This window comes from Flavobacterium sp. P3_A6 (assembly GCF_056403035.1).
Genome location: NZ_JBFUGG010000028.1, coordinates 1 through 18587, shown reverse-complemented (window position 1 = coordinate 18587; position 18587 = coordinate 1). Strand labels below are relative to the sequence as shown.

The window sequence follows — 18587 nt, the reverse complement described above, 5'->3', positions numbered from 1 at the left end:
TTACAAAATCTATGTTTCTATGTGTTGAAAATAGTCACACCAATAGGGAAATAATAATACCATTTTATGAAGAATATAAACATTGGAATTGATTTAGGAACCACGAATTCGGGAATAGCAAAATATGAAAACGGAAAAATCAGCATTTACAAAAATCCTGTTGGTTTCAAAGACACCATTCCCTCGGTGGTTTCATTCCGAAAAGGACGCATACAAATAGGTGAAAAAGCGAGAGAACACAGCGCTACCAACGCCGAAAATGTATTTTCTTCTTTTAAGCGAAAAATGGGATCGGATGAAGTGTATTTCATCAAAGATTTGAATAAAAACTGCAGTCCGATAGAGCTCTCTTCAATGGTTTTGAATGAGCTGGTTAATTTCGCTCAAGGCGAAAGCTTGAAATCTGCGGTAATTACGATTCCGGCTTCGTTTGATACGATTCAGTCAAATGCTACCAAAAAAGCAGGCTATCAAGCGGGTTTTGAAGAAATTGTTTTGCTCCAAGAACCCATTGCCGCTTGTTTGGCGTATTCCAACTCCTTAAATCTTGAAATCACTTCAGATAAAAAATGGCTGGTATACGATTTTGGAGGAGGAACTTTTGACATTGCATTAATAAACATCAATGAGCGCGACCTCAAAGTATATGATCATAAGGGCAATAATTTTTTGGGCGGTGTTGATTTGGACACTTTGTTTGTTGAGAAAATAATCTGTCCGAAAATCGAAAAGGAAACCCACGAAAGTAATCTCTGGGAGAAGCTGATTTCTAAAGAAAACGCCGCCTACAACAAACTGTTTTTTGAACTGCTGTACAAAGCGGAAGAAGCCAAAAAAGAACTTTCGATAAAAGAAACATCAAGCATTGAGATTGACTCCGATGAACTTTCCATCTCCTTGGACATAGACATCAGCCGAAAAGAATTTGAAACAATTATTCAATCCAAGTTTGAGGAATCCTTTCATTTAGTCGAAAAATTAATCAAAGACAATCACTTAAGCTTTTCGGATATTGAGCGCATCATCCTTGTTGGCGGCACCACATACATTCCATACATCCGTCAGCAGTTACAGCAAAGAACTCAAATTCAGGTAGAAACCACTTTGGATCCTACAACTGCTGTAGTCATTGGCGCAGCATATTATGCCGGTTCAAAGCCATCGGAATTAATTGAGGAAGAAATTCTGAATGAACCTGTAATTGATCAAAATAATATTCAGGTTGAAACAATCTATGAACCTCATTCTAAAGATTCAGAAGAACTGATTGTAATTCTTTTGGAGGAATCATTCGACGGTTATTATAGAATTACCCGAGCCGACGGCGGTTTTGACACCGGTCTCTTAAAAGCAAGTAAAAAAATAGCCGAGTTTGTTCCTTTACTGGAAAAAACAACCAATCAATTTACGCTTTTTTTATACGATCAGCAGCAAAAACAAGTGTTTAGCAATGGTAATATTCAAATTACAAATGGCTTATACAGTATTTTGGGCCAGCCAATACCAAATGATATATGTTTAGAATTAGACGAAGAAACAGGTAAAAGCCACATGGAGATTATCTTTAAGAAAAATGATATACTTCCCTTAAAGAAAACCATTTACAAAACCTGCTCCAAAAACATATTGAAAAACTCCGACCAAAAACTGATCATCAATGTTGTTGAAGGCAATGCCGGAAGCATGGTCGGCAGTAACCTTTCCATTGGTTATATCGAAATCTGCGGCAGTGATTTTGAGCAAGATTTGTTAAAAGGAATGGATATTGAGCTTAATTTTAAAGTTTCGGAATCTCGGGATTTAAGTATTGATGTTTATATCAGTGCTTTGGATCTTGAAATAAATGAAGTTTTTAATCCACACCAACGCAAGATTTCCATCGATAAATTATCATTGGAAATCAAAAATGCTTTGGACACTGTTATTGAGGAAATCAGGAGTGAAGAGCAAAACGAAAATTATGAATATTTAGCCAAATTAAAAAGATCCCAAGAATCGTTAACCATTCTCTACAACGAGGCATTGGAAAATAAAAATGACGCCATAACTGATAAAAAATATCAGATTGACGAACTGAAAAAGATCTACATTCAGGAATTTGATGATATTATTCGGCACAAACATGTATTGGCCGAGCTGGAAGAATACAGTAAAATCAAGGATGGGCTTTACTTTTATCTCGAAAAAGCCAGCCCAAGACAAAAAGAAGAGTATGAAAAAATCATAAGAAACGAAAAGGAAATTCTTCAATCCAGCAACAAATATTTGATCCGAAAAAAGAACAAAGAACTCGAAAGTCTGCTGGATAACATATATCAAAACCAGGACGAGAGTTACATAGACTATTTTTATTATTTGCGTTTTGAAGATCCGAGTGCTTTCAAAGACAGGTCCAAACACAGCAAATTGATGCAGTTGGGAGAAAAAGCAATAGACAACTCCAACCTAATCGAATTAAAATCGATATGCCATCAGCTGTATCATTTATTGATTGTTAAGCCCAGAAGAAAAGATGATTTTAATACGTTTGATGGGAATCTTGGGATAAAATAATCTGGTAATGAACCATTAACGCTATCATGCATCTTTCTAAAATTTGCACCTTTGCTTCTTAACGCCTTTGCGAGAAAATGAACTCGCAAAGGCGTTAAGAAACAAAATTTTTTACAAAAAATCAAACCCTTACTGAAAGTCATTTAAAAAACATTAAGTGCAATTCTATCCTAAATCGCCTCAAATATTTTACCAGGCAAAGGTCTTATCACACCTTTCAATTCCATATTCAAAAGTAATCCCGAAATGCGGTAAATAGGGAAATCACAATGCAAAGCGATGATATCCATCAGTTCTTTGCCTGTTTTCAAAAGGTAGTCATACACTTTCTGCTCGTCATCATCCAGCGTCACAAACAATTGTTTTTGAACTGTTTTGGTTTCCTGCACAATATCCCAATTCAGGTTGTAAATCAAATCGGCGGCAGAAGTAATCACATTTGCCTTTTGGGTTTTGATCAAATTATTGCATCCTTGGCTGTATTTATCGGTGGTTCGGCCCGGAACGGCAAAAACATCGCGGTTGTAATCATTGGCCATATTGGCCGTGATGAGTGAACCGCCCTTATCGGCAGATTCAATAACAATTGTGGCTTCGGACATTCCGGCAACAATACGGTTTCTTCGGACAAAATTCTCTTTATCAGGATTAGAAGTACTCCAGAATTCAGTCATAAAACCTCCGTTCTGCTCCATTTTCGCAACGTATTTTTTATGCGGTTTAGGATAAATTTGGTTCAAACCATGAGCCACTACCCCAATCGTCTGTAAATCATTCTCCATTGCCAATTGATGCGCCACAATATCTACTCCGTAAGCAAAACCGCTAACGATTATAGGATCTAATGGCGCTAAATCTTCAATTAGTTTTCGGCAGAACTCTAAACCATAAGACGTTATTTGCCGTGTACCTACGATGCTGATGATTTTGCGGTTTTTCAAATTGATATTCCCGGATGAAAACAGTAAAATGGGGCCGTCAATACAATGCTTCAAACGGTCAGGGTAGTTGTAGTCCTGAAAACAAAGCACTTCAATATTGTTCTTTTGAATGAAATCCAATTCTTGCCTTGCTTTTTCAAAAACACTTTTGTCCTTAAAATTTTTCAGCAAAACAGTTCCTACACCATCAACGGAGGCAAGCTGCTGTGATTTGGCATTCAAAACATTTTCGGCAGTTCCAAAGTGAGTGAGCAGCTTTTTAGCCATAATGTCACCCACACCTTCAATCCGCAATAAAGCCAACAGGTAAAATATATTTTCTTCTGACATATCTTACAATTATACGATAAATATTTAAAAAAAAACTACTTACAAATTCACAGTTCTATTAATTTATAAAAAAATGAACCAAAAAAAGAGTTTCAAAATAAAAATTTGCCAAAAAACAAAATAGTAATCTACTGATAGTGCATTACTTGCAAATTGTTAATAAAAATTGTGAATAAAATTTTGATAACTATTCACGTTGCATAACTTTGTTAACATGAAAATAGAACTTTACATCGCGCAGCTTTTATACCGTTATCAATGTGTAACCGTTCCTGGTTTTGGAGCTTTCTTGGCCGAAATTCAATCGGCTCAACTGCTTGAAAACTCTCATTCTTTTTTTCCGCCAAAAAAAATGATTTCTTTTAATTCCAACATCAAAAATAATGACGGATTATTGGCTAATCATATTGCCCAGGCTGAAAAGACTTCCTATGATTATTCCTTGAGCGCTATCGAATACGAGGTGCTAAACTGGAAAAAAGCGTTACAGGAAAACCGTTCTTTAACCATAAAAAATATTGGCATCCTTAGTCTGAATGCCGAAAACAATATTCTTTTTACGCCAAACGAGCAAACCAATTACAATGCAAAATCATTTGGGCTTACATCTTTTGTTTCGCCAGCTGTAAAAAGAGAATTGGAACTTGTAAAACCTGAAGCGGCAACTGAAATCCAAAAAACAGTAATTGAAGAAGAAAAGCCTATTTTCAATTTTATTCCAGAAACAGAAGCCAGAAAAAGTAATCCTTATCTAAAATATGCCGCAGTATTCGTAATCGGTTTGGCTGTTGCCGGATCTGTAGGATATCCAATATATCAGAACCAAATCGCAACTGAAACTCTTTTGGTAGAAACAGCAGTGCAAAAAAAGGTACAAAATAAAATACAGGAAGCAACCTTCTTTATCCAAACGCCAATACCGCCTGTCACGCTTTCTTTAAAATCGGACAAAAAAGAAGCAGTAAAATTGCCGTATCATATTATGGCTGGCGCTTTCAGAAGTGAAGCTAATGCTCAAAAAAGATACAATCAGCTGGTTGCCAAAGGTTTTTACGCAAGAATTTTGGGTGTAAACAAAAATGGCTACTACCCGGTTTTATACGGAAGCTATACTACTTTTGCGGAAGCAGAAAAAGAGAAAAATAAAATTATCGAAACAGATAATCCCGAAGCATGGATTTTAATTCAGTCTTTATAGAATATATTTTTTAATACTTAGATCACGAATAAAACCAAATCAAAAAAGCGGTTTATTCGTGATTTTTTGTTTACAGCCGTTTCATTATGAAATCAGAAAGCAATTTTAAAGCGCCTGACGACATTTTTCTTCCAAAACCAACCCAAGGAGAACCATAAAGCTTAAGGTTCTTTTAAAACAAATAAAAACAGCCTTTATAAGGCATGGGGCAAATATCTTAAGAACTCAATCTTTTCATAAAGGCAGGTTTGTAAGAGCAATTGAGGAATCAACACTCATAAGGCAAGGAAATTGATTACTTGCTATTATTAAATTACAGTCATTCAGGTTAGTGTCTGATTCTGTTTTCGATCTTCCTGTAGCCGAAAGAAATTCAAGGGAGACGACTTGAAAATACAATTTCTGTCCGACATTATTTTATAGCATCTTTTACAAAAAACCATTAGGTAGATTTTGACAGAAATGAATTTTAGGTCAAAAAGTATTCAGAATTAAAACAGCCGCAGATTAAATCATTTAATCTGCGGCTGTTTTTTGCTGACAAATCTCTAAAAAACTAATTATCAATTAAAGAAAATAAAACTGACTAATCAGTCATTTATTTTATTCATTAATCTTCAATCATTTTCCAAAAAAGTTCAAAAGTTTCATTAATCAATTCAGCTATTTCATCTTTAGACCTATCTACAGAAGTAAAATAATAATACAACCCATTTGTTTGAGCGGTAAAAAGCGAAAAAATAAAAGCTGCGGGCAAAGGTTTTAAAACTACGAGATCAATTCCTTTTTGAATTAAAATATAAAGCGGATGTTCCTCTTCACTCAAGACTCTTGTTATCGCAGATTTATAATAAGGTGAATTGTTAAACTGCTGTAAATACTTAAATTCAATTATATTTTCTAAATTCCATTGCACTGAAGCCACAAACAAGGAACGGAAAGACTCTTTGGAAACTGAATGTGACTCTAAGCTTTCAATAATAAAATCATCCGCTTTCTTGACGATATTGTTATAAATCGCAACAACAAGAATCTCTTTGGTAGCAAAATAGTTAAACAGCGTTCCGTTTGCAACTCCAGATTCTTGGGCGATTTTGCTGGTTGCTGTTCCATGAAACCCATTCTCAACAAACAGCTTAAGCGCTGTTCCAATAATGACCTGATCTTTATTCATAATTTATTTAACTGACTAATCAGTCGTAAAGATAAGAATAAAATTAAAATATGTATTACTGAAAAGAAATAAAGTAATCTATTATTTCTCTCTCTTTTAGAAAATACTTTTTTATGTTTTGCAGCAAGATAATTATTTCTAGTCTTTAATCGGATTATAGTGCTATTTATCTGATTTATTTTTGAATAAAAATATTCTTACTTTATATTTGTATATATCTTATTATCAGAAATATATATAAAATTTGAGTTGTTATTTAAATTAAAACTAAAAAAAATCAAAGATGAAAACCAATCAAATTACTGCCAAAGAATGTGCATATTTAATCTATGCCTATGTAAGCATCTCTACATTTGTATTGATGACAATTAGCAAACTCACGGATAGTCTTGAAAAAGCCCTAAATTTCAATTCGACGGTATCACTAATAATTATTTTAAACATGATAGTATTTGTCTCTTCGCATTTTTTATTCAAAAGAAATCATATCGTTCACAAATAATCATCTTACTAAATTCTAAGTCCTGCGATTAGATTTTAAACAGGATTGACATCAAAAGAGGCTGAATGCTGATTCAGTCTCTTTTTTTGCAAAAAAACCATAAGAAATAGTTTCCTTATAGCTTCATGAATATTCAATCTTTATTTAGCAAATGTCAATAAATCTAACGTTCTTTATTTGGCAGTTTCTATGAACTTTATAGCACGCTCTAATACTTCATCTTTTCCCTGCTGAATACCGAGAATCGTGGGTTTAACTTCAATGTCAGGGATGATGCCGATTCTTTGTGTTTCGTGTCTGTCTGGATAATAAACGCCAATTCCAGGATATCTGGTATGGAATCATTGAAAATCAAAGTTATATGAAATCAAATCTGTTTACCCGCGCTGCAAAAAGCTACATTTTTGTTTTAATTTTAAATATTAATGGTACTCGTTATAAACGAGAACCAGAGGGAGAGGGAATCTGAATAATTCCGTTCAACACAGGTAACATTGTTCGTACTGCGCATGCAGCGAGACCTTTGCTGTTATCTCCTGGCTTTTTGTTAGTTTGATATTTTTCTCATTAATGTTTCAAATGGTCCGCATTTAAATTTTTCATTCCATAAAACGCTGAACAAAATACTGAAAATATAAAATATGATTGAGTACGCTAAAATATAAATCGGCATGGTAGGTTTTTCTTCTTCCAATAAACCGGTATAATGTTTGTTAGTTATGTATGCAAATAGTATCATTCCTAAAGTTAAATGAATAACATAGTGTGATAAAGTCATTTGTCCTGTTTTTTGTAACGCTAAAACAAAGGAATTGGTTGAGAATTTTTCTCCAATATACATACAAACAGAAATTACCATAAATGCAAAGCCCATAGTTATCATTATGAAAGGCAGATAAGGCGGAAAATATTCAGCCATAATATAATCGCTCCAAAAGGGGTTAAAGAAATGCAGTTTTACTAAAACTCGAAGAGTTTGAAAAACAATGAAAATTAAAAATCCACTAATAAAAACATTACGCCTTGTGAGTTTGTCTGTCCAATTCAGCCGTCCTAACCACATACCTACTACAAAGTAGGAAAGCCAAGGAAACATTGAATTCCACCCATTATAAAAAGTATTCCTTAAAAAGCCAAGTGGTGTCCAAAAGTCGTTATACTTGAATGTTGTAAAATTCCAGCCTGTGTCTATTGGTATAATAAACAGCAGAATATGAAAAACGAAAACTGCAGAAATAGCGACCCCTAAATAATAGCGGCTCGGTACGAATAGAAGAAATGCTGCAAAGTGCATATATCCGCCATAAAAATGCAAAATGTCTCCCGACCACCAATTATAGAGTAAAAGTCCTAAGGCAAATAAGAACCAAGAACGTTTCAGTATTATAGATTTTATCTTTGCTTTTTCTTCTTTACTGTAGTCCTTTCTATTTGTCATTAACGAAACGCCCATCCCAGCACAAATAATAAAAATTGCTGTTGAGTTTCCTGTAAAGATGTTTAGAAAGTGTCCAACAGTGTCAGTTGGTGCCATAATAGAGCCAAAGTTGAAATTAAAATTGACAATAAACATTCCAAATATTGCGTATGCCCTTGCTAAGTCAAATCCTATTATTCGCTGTCTCATTTTTAGTTGTTTATTCTCGTTGAGTGCTGTCTGTTATCCTTGCTCGTAACGTCAGTGTGTCAACATCCTTTTTAATCTTTCATGTTCAGACTCCTGCTTCTTTCAAAAATTTCAAATATAGAATTCTTCGAGACTTGATTTGTGTTTTTAGACAGCCTTACATTCCCTTACTACAACTGGTTTGGGACTAAATTAAGTGCAACTTTCAGATTTTCCAAATCATCCTAAATACAAAACCATATTTCCATTAAGCCAATTGCCCAAATCCGTTGTAGCATCTGTTAGCCATTGTGCTTTTATTTATTAATATTTTTCCGCAACAAATTTCTGCCATTCTATTTCAAATTCCTTTTCGGTAACTCCAAGTACATTTTCAAAGTTAGCATAAGATTTTATAAATGCAGGAAGTTTTTCTTTTCCATATTTGGAAACAAGACATTCAACTATCGTGTAGCCGACATTGTAAATTTGATTATTACTGTTTAATTCTTTTAAAGTTGGTTTGTTTTTCATTCCGTAATTTACACTTGTTTTATTTACGATGCCAGCTTCATAATCTGAAAGCGCTTCCCAAAACCATTGTGGATAATTTTTTTCAAATTCTTTCTCAAAGTTTTTATCAAAATCAGCAACTTTTTCATTTTCGGATTTCAAAAGTGCATTTTGAATTAAAATGTTAAGTTGAACGCAATGAGTAAATTCGTGGACTGCTACTTTTTCCATTTTCTGTGGAAAAATACTGCTATACCAAGTTTCATATTTTAAATGAAATACTAAAGGTCCGCGACTAGTTCCGCTTGCTTTACTATTCATTAAACCTGTTGCTTTATTAAATTCATTTTGATTTGGATGAATAAAGACAGAAATTTTTCCGTGTTTTGGGTCGTTTAAATCGGTTCTAATTCTTTCGTAATTCAGTTCGAGTGCTTTAGAAATATCTTCGGCTTCGCTTTCGAGAATTCCATTATAATTAACTACAAAGTTTGTTGAATTTATTTTTTTGGTTTCGCTTTCAACTCTAACTTTTCTAATTAGAAATGTTATAAAAAAGATTGTAGCTAAACTTCCAACAGAAAGTAAAATAAATTTGGCAAATTTTTTTAGTTTTTTCATTGGTGTAGATTTAATTCGATATTTTCTCGCGTTACGAAAGCATCGTGGCTAACGTTCTGGTAATAAAGCGGGTTTGGGACTAAATTAAGCCCATTCATCGGATTTGCCAAATCATCCCAAATACAAAACCAACTTCCCATTAAGCCAATTGCCCAAATCCGTTGTAGCATCTGTTGGGCGATCGGCAATTTATTGGTTAACTATTTATACTTTATTTTACTCAACTATTTAAATTCATTTATTTCAAATAAATTTTTTAATATTCATCATAAATCCCAAATGCAATCCTTCGTGATAATTATTATATTCAAGTGCTTCTTCCACCGAGCCTAAATGAAAACCCATACTTGTTGTTCGTTCATTAAATATATTAAATTCTCCTTTATAAAAATCTGTTTCTGTTTTTTCGATTAATGAAATTAATATTTTTTTCAACTCTTTTATTTCATTTTCTGAGATCTTTTCCGTCGGTTTAGTTCCTGGTTTATAAAGTTCAACTAATTCTTGTGAAAGATATCCTTGTAAATTTGAAGATTTATAAATTAGTACTTGTTGACAAACTATTATATGTCCTATATTCCAAATCAAATTATTACTAAATCCAACAGGTATTTTATTCAATTCTTCTAAAGTATATTTCTCAAAATAATCCAAATATAAATTTCTGTTCTTTTTCCAGATTTTAAATGTATTTTCCATTTATATATTATTGTTTTATGTGGTTGAATTTTCTAGTTCAGTGAGTTGCTGTCGCCCAACGTCAGTCTGTGAAAAAACTAAAATCAGCCTCTTGAGAATCTCATATTGGGCTTTTTTCTTTGGTAGCCCTCCAAATACTTTCTAAATTTAAAGTAGTTTTTTCACAGCCTGACGTTCCCGCGCTACAAGCAGTTTGGGACTAAATTAAGCCCTATTTTCGGATTTGCCAAATCATCCCAAATACAAAACCAACTTTCCATTAAGCCAATTGCCCAAATTCGTTGTAGCTGTTAGGCGCAGATTTTTATTAGTATACTTTTTTTATAATTTCCATTGCTTCATTTTTAGCATCTTCGACATTTTCAAACTTTCGAGAATAGAAGTAAAATAACGCTATACCAAACTTCGGAAGTTCTAAAAAAATAAAATCATTTAAGTGATGAAAGAAATAAAAACTTTCATTTTTTGTTTTAAATATAACTAAAGATTTTTGATTCCTAGATTTAGATTTTTGGGTTACTCTTTTCTGCGCAAATCTAATTTCAGCTACTGCTTTACTTGGCGAATAATCAATGATGGGTCTCATAATAGATACAGGAATGTCTCTTAGATATTTTAAATATGGAGACGACTTTGATTTTATAAATTTTCTCCGAATCTCCAACAATTGAAATTTATATTCTATTATTTCCAACCAACGAATTATGTTTTGCAATTGCTCATTATTGAAAAATGAGTTTGATAAATCTGTATCATTAAAAATGGAAATTATATAGCTTTCAACACTACTCAATAAATTATTGTTACAATCTGCGCAAACTGGAATTGTCGTTTTATTATATGTTTGTTCGCTACCATTTATATCAGTTACAAAGAACTTTTTAGTGCAATTTTCAAATACCCATTTTGGCAATACATGTTCTTTTGTTAAATTATCTTGATTTGCACAAAAGACGCATATTTCTTTTTTTGATTTATCTTTTAAACTGATTTTTGGAACGTGTCTCACTAAAACATCATTCATGATTTCTTTGGAGTTCTGTCTCAATTTGACCCTAAGATTTTTTAGTTTAATGTCAATATCCATGAATGTGTTTTTTTAACGAAGCATCTTGTAAATTTGCGCCTAACTTAACATAACTTCGTCTATACATCTGTCAGTTGGCTAGATTGGCGATACAATCGTCAGTTTTATATTCCCAAATATAATGATTTCCCCACAATTCCAATTCGCTTTATTTTTTTATCAATTCACGCAGGGTCTCCAGCTGGATTTCCATTTTTTGTATAATCGCTTCTTTCTGGGCAAGTTCTTCTTTTAGGGGTTTTTCGGGGATGGTTTCAAAATTATGTATCTGGTATTTAATTAGTTATGAAATAATCTATTATGAATTATTCCTTATTGAAGCTTAGTTCTTGTAATAACGTGAAGCCCGCGTGAGGGGGAGAAGTGAGCTACCGAAATAGCACGGATCACCCGACCCCTTTGAGAAAAGGAGGCGAATCACCGTTCCAATAAATAGCCTCCTTTTTTCAAAGGGGGCACGCCCAAACAAGCATTAATGAACTTAAAAAGTAAATATTTTAGAAGTCCTTAAATTTAGTGAAGATTCAAACTCGCCTTAAACATTCTGAGTTCCTCCCAACTGAAGGTGTCACCATATTTTTCTTTTAAAGGCGAAACTGATTCTTCCTTGTAACCCTCAAAAGCCTCGCTAAGCGCAAGAACTTTATCTTCGGGAAGCACTTCGTTAATGGTAATGGTTTTAGACTGAATCAATTTGGTCAGGTGTGACAGAATGGTTTCCTGGTTGTACTTGCGGATGAGCGCAATTTCTGGAACTGTTTTCTTTTCCAGCCATAGTTCATAGGTTAATTCGACCGTAGATTTCTTAGGTTCTTTGGCTCCGGATTTTTTAGGTGCGTAGCGTTCGGCATCTTTTTCATCTTCAATTAGCGTGATATTGGCTTTCTTGAAATCTTCAAAAACGCGTTCGAGCTTGATTGTTTTGTATTGCTTGATTTCGGCAGAAGTTAGTTTCTCCTTCGAAATAGTTTCTCCTTTTACCAGCGTTGCAACCATTAGCTTGGCTTTCATCAGCTGCAGCACTGCCTTAGTCTGCAGATCATCGAGTATTGTCAATTCATCATAAAATGATTTGGCTTTTTTGAGCCGTTTTACTTCTTCTATTTTCCATAAGATCTCATACACCAATTTGTCCATGGGCTCCATGAAATAATTGAACGCCGCGTTGATGCGGTCTGAAATATGATTGAATTCAACCTTCTCGTTATAAAACAATTTGTCCAGCTGCACCAAAAACTTAGATGAAGGCTCAAGTAACTGCCAAATGATACCGGCTTGATTTTTTGCCCAAACCGAGTGCTTAGATTTAGCAGAATTTTCGGCATCTTCATTGTAACTGAACTGGTGGTTGCGCCATTCTTGAGCCAACTCGTTCCAATCGAAGCTGTTTTTCAGATAGTTAAGAATGAAATTTTTGGTTTCCCGTTTCAAAGCATTAGCTAAGGCTTCTTCCGAAGCTTTGTTCTCGGCATAATCCATCACTTCCTGATCGTTTGAAATGCCGTTCATCCGCAGCGGAGAAAGCAAAATAAGCCCATTTAAAGAACGCAAACGCGATAATGCCACATATGCCTGTCCAGGCAGAAAAACTTGCGATACATCGAGCGCAGCTTTGTCAAAAGTTAATCCCTGGCTTTTGTGAACCGTAATCGCCCAAGCCAGCTTGATTGGATAATGCACAAATGAACCCAGAACTTCCTCCTCTATTTCCTTGGTCATTTCATTTACCGTGTATCGGATATTTTGCCACTCGTACTTATCGACTTCAATGGTTTTGCCCTCATCGGGAAAATGAACCCAGATTTCTTTGCTGGTCATCGTTTTTACGATTCCCATTTTTCCGTTGAAATAATTTTTCTCCAGCGACAGGTCGTTTTTAACAAACATAACCTGTGCTCCTTCTTTCAGATGCAAATTAGAATCTACTGGATATATTTTCTCTGGAAAATCTCCTGTGATTACAGGAAGAAAAGTCATTTGTTTCCCTTCCAAATCTTCGAGCGATTGGGCATTCATCACATCGGCTTTGGCATTATGCGTAGTCAAAGTGATATAGCCTTTATTAGCTTTCAGGTCAAAATTGGGTTTCACAAATTCGTTCAGCGTTTGTATATCGCTGGGCGTTATCTCGTTATTGCGCAGATTATTCAAAACCGAGATAAAACGGTCATCTGTCTGGCGGTAAATTTTCGACAATTCAATGTACAGCGGCGGATACTGCTGAATCACATGCGCATGAAAAAAGAATTTTCCTCTGTAGTAATTTCGAAGTGTGCGCCATTCTTCATCACGGATTATGGGAGGTAATTGTAATAAATCCCCTATAAATAAAACTTGAACCCCTCCGAAAGGAATCGATTTCTTCCGAACGGTCTGCATCATATAATCCATCGCATCAAGCAAATCCGCACGTAACATACTGACTTCGTCAATGATAAGCAATTCCATATTCCTGATTACGGTACGTTTTTGCCCACTCATTTTGAAATGCCTCCGTAAAGTCGCTTTGGTTTCAAACTTCGAAGTATCAGAAAATTGCGGATCTGAATTATCCGGAATAAAACCTCCAAAAGGCAATTGAAACATTGAGTGTATGGTAACTCCTCCAGCATTCAGAGCCGCAATTCCTGTTGGCGCCACAACCACGGTATTTTTGTGAGTGGTCGCAATAATTTCCTTAAGGAGTGTCGTTTTTCCTGTTCCCGCCTTTCCAGTCAGAAAAACCGATTGGTGGGTTTGGTTGATAAAACGGAGAGCATAAGCTGCAGCTTCAGAGATAGATTGCATTTGACGTATAATTTAAAGCGCTAAAATAGTATACTAATGAAATAAAAAAACCTTCAATCTTATTCAAGATGAAGGTTTTATAAATTTATGAAAACTAAAAATTACTTCTTAACTTCTTCAGTTTTTTCAGCAGATTTGTATTTTTCGTTCAATAATTTTGTGATTTCTTTTGTAATGTCATAAGAATCTTTAGCATACAAAACAGAAGCAGCATCACCAGTTCCGTAGATATAATCATATCCCTTCTCTTTACCGTAATCTTTGATGAATTTTTTAACTCCTTTTACAAGAGAATCCATTTCTTTTCCGCTTTCCTGCTGTAATTGCATTTGCAGACCTTGTTGCGCTTGAGCTAATTGCTGTTCTCTACGCTGCAGTTCGGCACCCTTTTTTTGAGCCCATTCCTGACCGTTTGCTTGTGCATTTTTTTGAAAATTAGCCGCTTCTTGTTTAAATCTGTTAATTTCAGCTTCTAACTGTCTTCCTTTTTCGGCAGCTTGCCCTTTGTATTTTGCCTCTAAATCTTTAGTCTCTGTATATTCTTTCATCAACTCAGCGGTATCCACATAAGCTGTTTTAAATTCTTTTGCATCGGGAGCTTTTTTATCACAAGAAACAAGTGATATTGAAATTGCGATAAATAATAATACTTTCTTCATTTTGGTGTATTTCTAGTTTGAGTAAGGATGACAAAAATATAAAAAAATAGATACTATTAATAAAAACTTTTAAATAATGATTGCTTATTTAATATTATCAATTTTAATTATAAATAATGATATATTAATAAAATTTAACTATTTTAGTTAGATCCCTAAAAAAGGTTTTTATTTATTTCTAATGATGTAAATATGAGACGAATATTCCATGTTTTTCATGGCTTTCAAGTTAGACTGGAGCCCAATAAAAAAAGCTTTGATATAATTTATTTTTCCGTTTTTATATTTCTCAGAAAGCAGACTCACATAAAATGAATCAAATTTCATTGGCAATACTTTTTGCAGATGCATGTTTTCTTTGTCAAAGAGCAATTCGATTGCTTTTTTAGAAAAATGCCAAAAGTGAATTGGCACATCATAGGCCGCCCAAAAATTTCCATAATGCTTGGCATCAAAAGATTTAAAATTTGGAACCGCCACAATCAAAGTGCCAGTAGGTTTAAGCAATCGCTTCAATTCTTTAATTTGTTCTTCCAAATTGGGAACATGCTCTAAAACATGCCACATTGAAATGACATCAAAAGAATGGCTTTCTAATTCGGATGTGTTTTCTACAAAAGAGACTCCTTTGCTTTTTGCAATTGCTTTGGCTTTATCGCTAGGCTCTACTCCTACCGTTTTCCAACCATCTTTTCCTGCTACTGCCAAAAACTCACCGGTTCCAGCTCCAATATCCAAAATAGAGCCTTTTGATGGCTGATAAGAATTGATTAAATCTAATTTATTTTTTAATGCAATATTTTTCACAAAATGATAGGCTTTTTCAAAAAGTGATCTTTTGGAATCAGTATGCGAAATATAATCCGCACTTTCGTAATATTTGCCTAATATGTCCAAACTCGGCTGCGGATGCGTAATTAACATGTCCAGAGTCTCATCATGATACAAATCGAAAGTTTCTTGAGAAACGGAGTAATCTTTTACAGTAAGAAAATGTTTTTTGTTTGTAATGTCCATTAGTGTTTTAAATAAATAATTTCAGTCATTGAAATAAGAACTGAAAAGAAATCTTTATAAATTAATTTTAAAATATCAATATTGTTAATCTGCATTTTCCCATCTTATTTTAACAGCAGAAATTTTATCGTTTTCAATTCTTATGTTTTTGCAAACGTAAAAACCGTTTTTATAATAAAATCCTATTGGAGATAAATAAGGATTCTTGTTTCGTTTTACATCATTTTGATGATCTGTTGCCCATCCATTCAAAACTGAACTGTTCTTTTTTAATTCATTGAGTAAAAAGGTTCCAAATCTTTTCCCCTGAATTTTTGAGTGAATTATAATCCCGAACCAAACTTCCTCTTCTCGTACAAAAGTAAAAGCCCAACCCTTCAGTTCATTTAAATCATCTATAAGCAAATAATGCTTTAAGGTTAATAATCCTTCTAAATAATCTTGAAATTCTGATAATTTATTATAACCTATTCTCTCAGGATATTCTGAATTCCAAAGTTCAAACAATGATTGTTTTTGTTCCAAAGTTAAACGCTCAGTTAGAATAACATTCATTTTCAAAATAATTTTTAAATCGTTTATCTAGCAAATATAAGCCTTACGGCCGTAGTTTCACGTGGAACATTTAAAAAGTAAGCAGTATTCAGCCCAAATGAAGAAACAAAATTAATATCCATAATGATAATTTTATTCCAAGAATTTTAATATAACCAAAAATTAGACTTAAAGAAAAGCTTCAAATAACTCTAAGTTTCAAACCAGCAAAATTCGAAATCAAAAATAACGATTCTTCACTCATAAATCAAAAGAATATTTACCTTCCCATATAAATCAAAAGCACTGAAACGTCACTTGGAGAAACACCGCTTATTCTTGAAGCTTGCGAAATTGTCACAGGCCGAATTTTACTCAACTTTTGTTTTGCTTCAATAGACATCGATTTTATTTTATTATAATCGAAATTTTCAGGTATTTTCACATCTTCCAAACGAGAAAGCTTATCTGCATTATTTCTTTCTTTTTCAATATAACCAGAATATTTAACCTGAATTTCTGCCTGTTCTAAAATTTCCTGATCCAAATTATTTTTAGCAACATACTCTTTAACCTTTTCAAATTTCAGAATATCTTCCAAATCAATTTGAGGTCTGGAAAATATTTTAAACATTTTATCCCCTTGATTAATTAATGCGGTTTCTTTAGATTCCAAAATCGGATTTGTCTCTGCAACCGAAACACTTGTTTCTTTGAAAAAGGAAACCATTTTTTCGGATTCATTCAATTTATGCTCCATGCGGCGTAGACGTGCTTCAGAGGCCAAACCAATTTCATACGATAAAGGGGTTAGTCTAAAATCTGCATTATCCTGGCGCAGCAAAGTTCTATATTCGGCTCGAGACGTAAACATACGATAAGGCTCTTCAGTACCTTTTGTAATCAAATCATCAATTAACACTCCGATATAAGCTTCATCTCTTTTAAGAATTAACGGTGCTTGTTCATGAACTTTGAGATGCGCATTAATTCCTGCCATCAAACCTTGAGACGCAGCTTCTTCATATCCAGTCGTACCGTTAATCTGTCCCGCAAAATACAAACCTTCTACTAATTTAGTTTCCAGCGTATGTTTCAACTGCGTCGGCGGAAAATAATCATATTCTATTGCATAACCAGGACGGAAGAATTTCACGTTTTCAAAACCTACAACAGTTCGCAACGCTTTAAACTGAATATCTTCAGGCAAAGAAGTTGAAAAACCATTCACATAAACCTCACAAGTATTCCAACCTTCAGGTTCAACGAATAATTGATGACGTTCTTTATCCGCAAAACGATTAATCTTGTCTTCGATAGAAGGACAATATCTTGGCCCTATACTTTTTATTCTTCCGTTAAACATTGGAGAACGGTCAAAACCTTCTCTCAAAATATTATGCACCTCATTTGAGGTATAAGTCATGTGACATGATTTTTGAAACTCCAATGGTTTCGTCAAATCTGAATATGAAAACTTATCTGGGCGCGCATCTCCTTTTTCCTCATTCATTTTAGAATAGTCCAAAGATCTGCCATCCACTCTCGGAGGTGTTCCTGTTTTCATTCTTCCTGCTTCAAAACCTGCTTTAACCAAATCTTCAGTTATTCCAAATACAGCACTTTCTCCAGCACGTCCACCTCCAAATTGTTTTTCGCCAATATGGATTAAACCATTCAAAAAAGTACCATTCGTCAAAACCACCGACTTGGAACGAATCTCAACACCCAAAGAAGTTTTAATTCCTTTTATCTTTCCGTTTTCAATTATCAAACCTTTCACCATTTCTTGGTAAAAATCAAGACTTGGAGTTCTTTCCAGCATCATTCTCCATTCTTCAGCAAAACGCATACGGTCACTTTGAACTCTTGGAGACCACATAGCAGGTCCTTTCGACTTATTCAGCATCTTGAACTGAATAGCCGTTCTGTCGGAAACAATTCCGGAGTATCCCCCAAGTGCATCAATCTCACGAACAATTTGTCCTTTTGCAATTCCTCCCATTGCCGGATTACAGGACATCTGCGCAATGTTTTGCAAACTCATTGTTACCAACAAAGTTTTAGATCCCAAATTTGCGGCCGCTGCTGCGGCTTCAGAACCAGCGTGACCCGCTCCCACCACAATTACATCATACTCTTCTAAAAACATTTTATTATATATTAATCCTTTTTAAAAAGGAATTATGAAATTTTAAAATTTCGTTCCACGTGAAACAATCTAAACAATCTAAACAATCTAAACAATCTAAACAATCTAAACAATCTAAACAATCTAAACAATCTAAACAATCTAAACAATCTAAACAATCTAAACAATCTAAACAATCTAAACAATCTAAACAATCTAAACTAAACAATCTAAA

14 protein-coding genes are annotated in these 18587 nt (G+C 34.1%); 3 read left to right on the top strand and 11 right to left on the bottom strand.

Annotated features, from left to right (window positions below):
* Positions 1–66 precede the first annotated feature (66 nt).
* Entirely contained in the window at positions 67–2553 is a 2487-nt protein-coding gene (locus tag AC1DVP_RS19340) for an Hsp70 family protein (protein WP_477185116.1), read from the top strand.
* 170 nt (positions 2554–2723) lie between these two features.
* On the opposite strand, the gene dprA is transcribed toward AC1DVP_RS19340, so the two are convergent.
* Entirely contained in the window at positions 2724–3824 is a 1101-nt protein-coding gene (gene dprA, locus AC1DVP_RS19335) for a DNA-processing protein DprA (RefSeq protein WP_477185115.1), read from the bottom strand.
* Between the two features lie 214 nt (positions 3825–4038).
* Here dprA and AC1DVP_RS19330 point away from each other — a divergent pair, with 214 nt between their 5' ends.
* Positions 4039–5022, top strand: coding sequence for an HU domain-containing protein (locus AC1DVP_RS19330; RefSeq protein ID WP_477185114.1), 984 nt, complete (start codon positions 4039–4041; stop codon positions 5020–5022).
* 610 nt (positions 5023–5632) lie between these two features.
* Here AC1DVP_RS19330 and AC1DVP_RS19325 read toward each other — a convergent pair.
* Entirely contained in the window at positions 5633–6196 is a 564-nt protein-coding gene (locus AC1DVP_RS19325) for a TetR/AcrR family transcriptional regulator (RefSeq protein WP_477185113.1), read from the bottom strand.
* A gap of 283 nt (positions 6197–6479) precedes the next feature.
* Between AC1DVP_RS19325 and AC1DVP_RS19320 the strand changes: the two genes are divergently transcribed.
* Complete coding sequence (locus AC1DVP_RS19320; RefSeq protein WP_477185112.1) at positions 6480–6698, top strand: hypothetical protein; 219 nt, start codon at positions 6480–6482, stop codon at positions 6696–6698.
* Positions 6699–7245: 547 nt separating this feature from the next.
* On the opposite strand, the gene AC1DVP_RS19315 is transcribed toward AC1DVP_RS19320, so the two are convergent.
* The 9 genes from AC1DVP_RS19315 to mnmG form a co-directional block, all read right to left on the bottom strand.
* Positions 7246–8325, bottom strand: a complete 1080-nt coding sequence (locus tag AC1DVP_RS19315; RefSeq protein ID WP_477185111.1) for a DUF418 domain-containing protein — start codon at positions 8323–8325, stop codon at positions 7246–7248.
* Between the two features lie 303 nt (positions 8326–8628).
* The gene (locus AC1DVP_RS19310) at positions 8629–9438 is read right to left on the bottom strand and encodes a hypothetical protein (RefSeq protein WP_477185110.1); all 810 of its coding nucleotides are present in this window, start codon (positions 9436–9438) and stop codon (positions 8629–8631) included.
* A gap of 243 nt (positions 9439–9681) precedes the next feature.
* Entirely contained in the window at positions 9682–10137 is a 456-nt protein-coding gene (locus AC1DVP_RS19305; RefSeq protein WP_477185109.1) for a DinB family protein, read from the bottom strand.
* A 307-nt stretch (positions 10138–10444) separates the two neighbouring features.
* Positions 10445–11224: a hypothetical protein gene (locus tag AC1DVP_RS19300; RefSeq protein ID WP_477185108.1), complete on the bottom strand. Its 780-nt coding sequence runs from the start codon at positions 11222–11224 to the stop codon at positions 10445–10447.
* Positions 11225–11737: 513 nt separating this feature from the next.
* On the bottom strand, positions 11738–14011 hold the full coding sequence (locus tag AC1DVP_RS19295) for a helix-turn-helix domain-containing protein (protein ID WP_477185107.1): 2274 nt from the start codon (positions 14009–14011) through the stop codon (positions 11738–11740).
* 101 nt (positions 14012–14112) lie between these two features.
* On the bottom strand, positions 14113–14670 hold the full coding sequence (locus AC1DVP_RS19290; RefSeq protein ID WP_477185106.1) for an OmpH/Skp family outer membrane protein: 558 nt from the start codon (positions 14668–14670) through the stop codon (positions 14113–14115).
* A gap of 168 nt (positions 14671–14838) precedes the next feature.
* Positions 14839–15687, bottom strand: coding sequence for a class I SAM-dependent methyltransferase (locus tag AC1DVP_RS19285; RefSeq protein WP_477185105.1), 849 nt, complete (start codon positions 15685–15687; stop codon positions 14839–14841).
* 84 nt (positions 15688–15771) lie between these two features.
* Positions 15772–16242, bottom strand: a complete 471-nt coding sequence (locus tag AC1DVP_RS19280; RefSeq protein ID WP_477185104.1) for a hypothetical protein — start codon at positions 16240–16242, stop codon at positions 15772–15774.
* Between the two features lie 259 nt (positions 16243–16501).
* Positions 16502–18373 carry a tRNA uridine-5-carboxymethylaminomethyl(34) synthesis enzyme MnmG gene (mnmG, locus tag AC1DVP_RS19275; protein ID WP_477185103.1) on the bottom strand — a complete coding sequence of 624 codons (1872 nt, stop codon included), beginning with the start codon at positions 18371–18373 and terminating at the stop codon, positions 16502–16504.
* Positions 18374–18587: the final 214 nt, after the last annotated feature.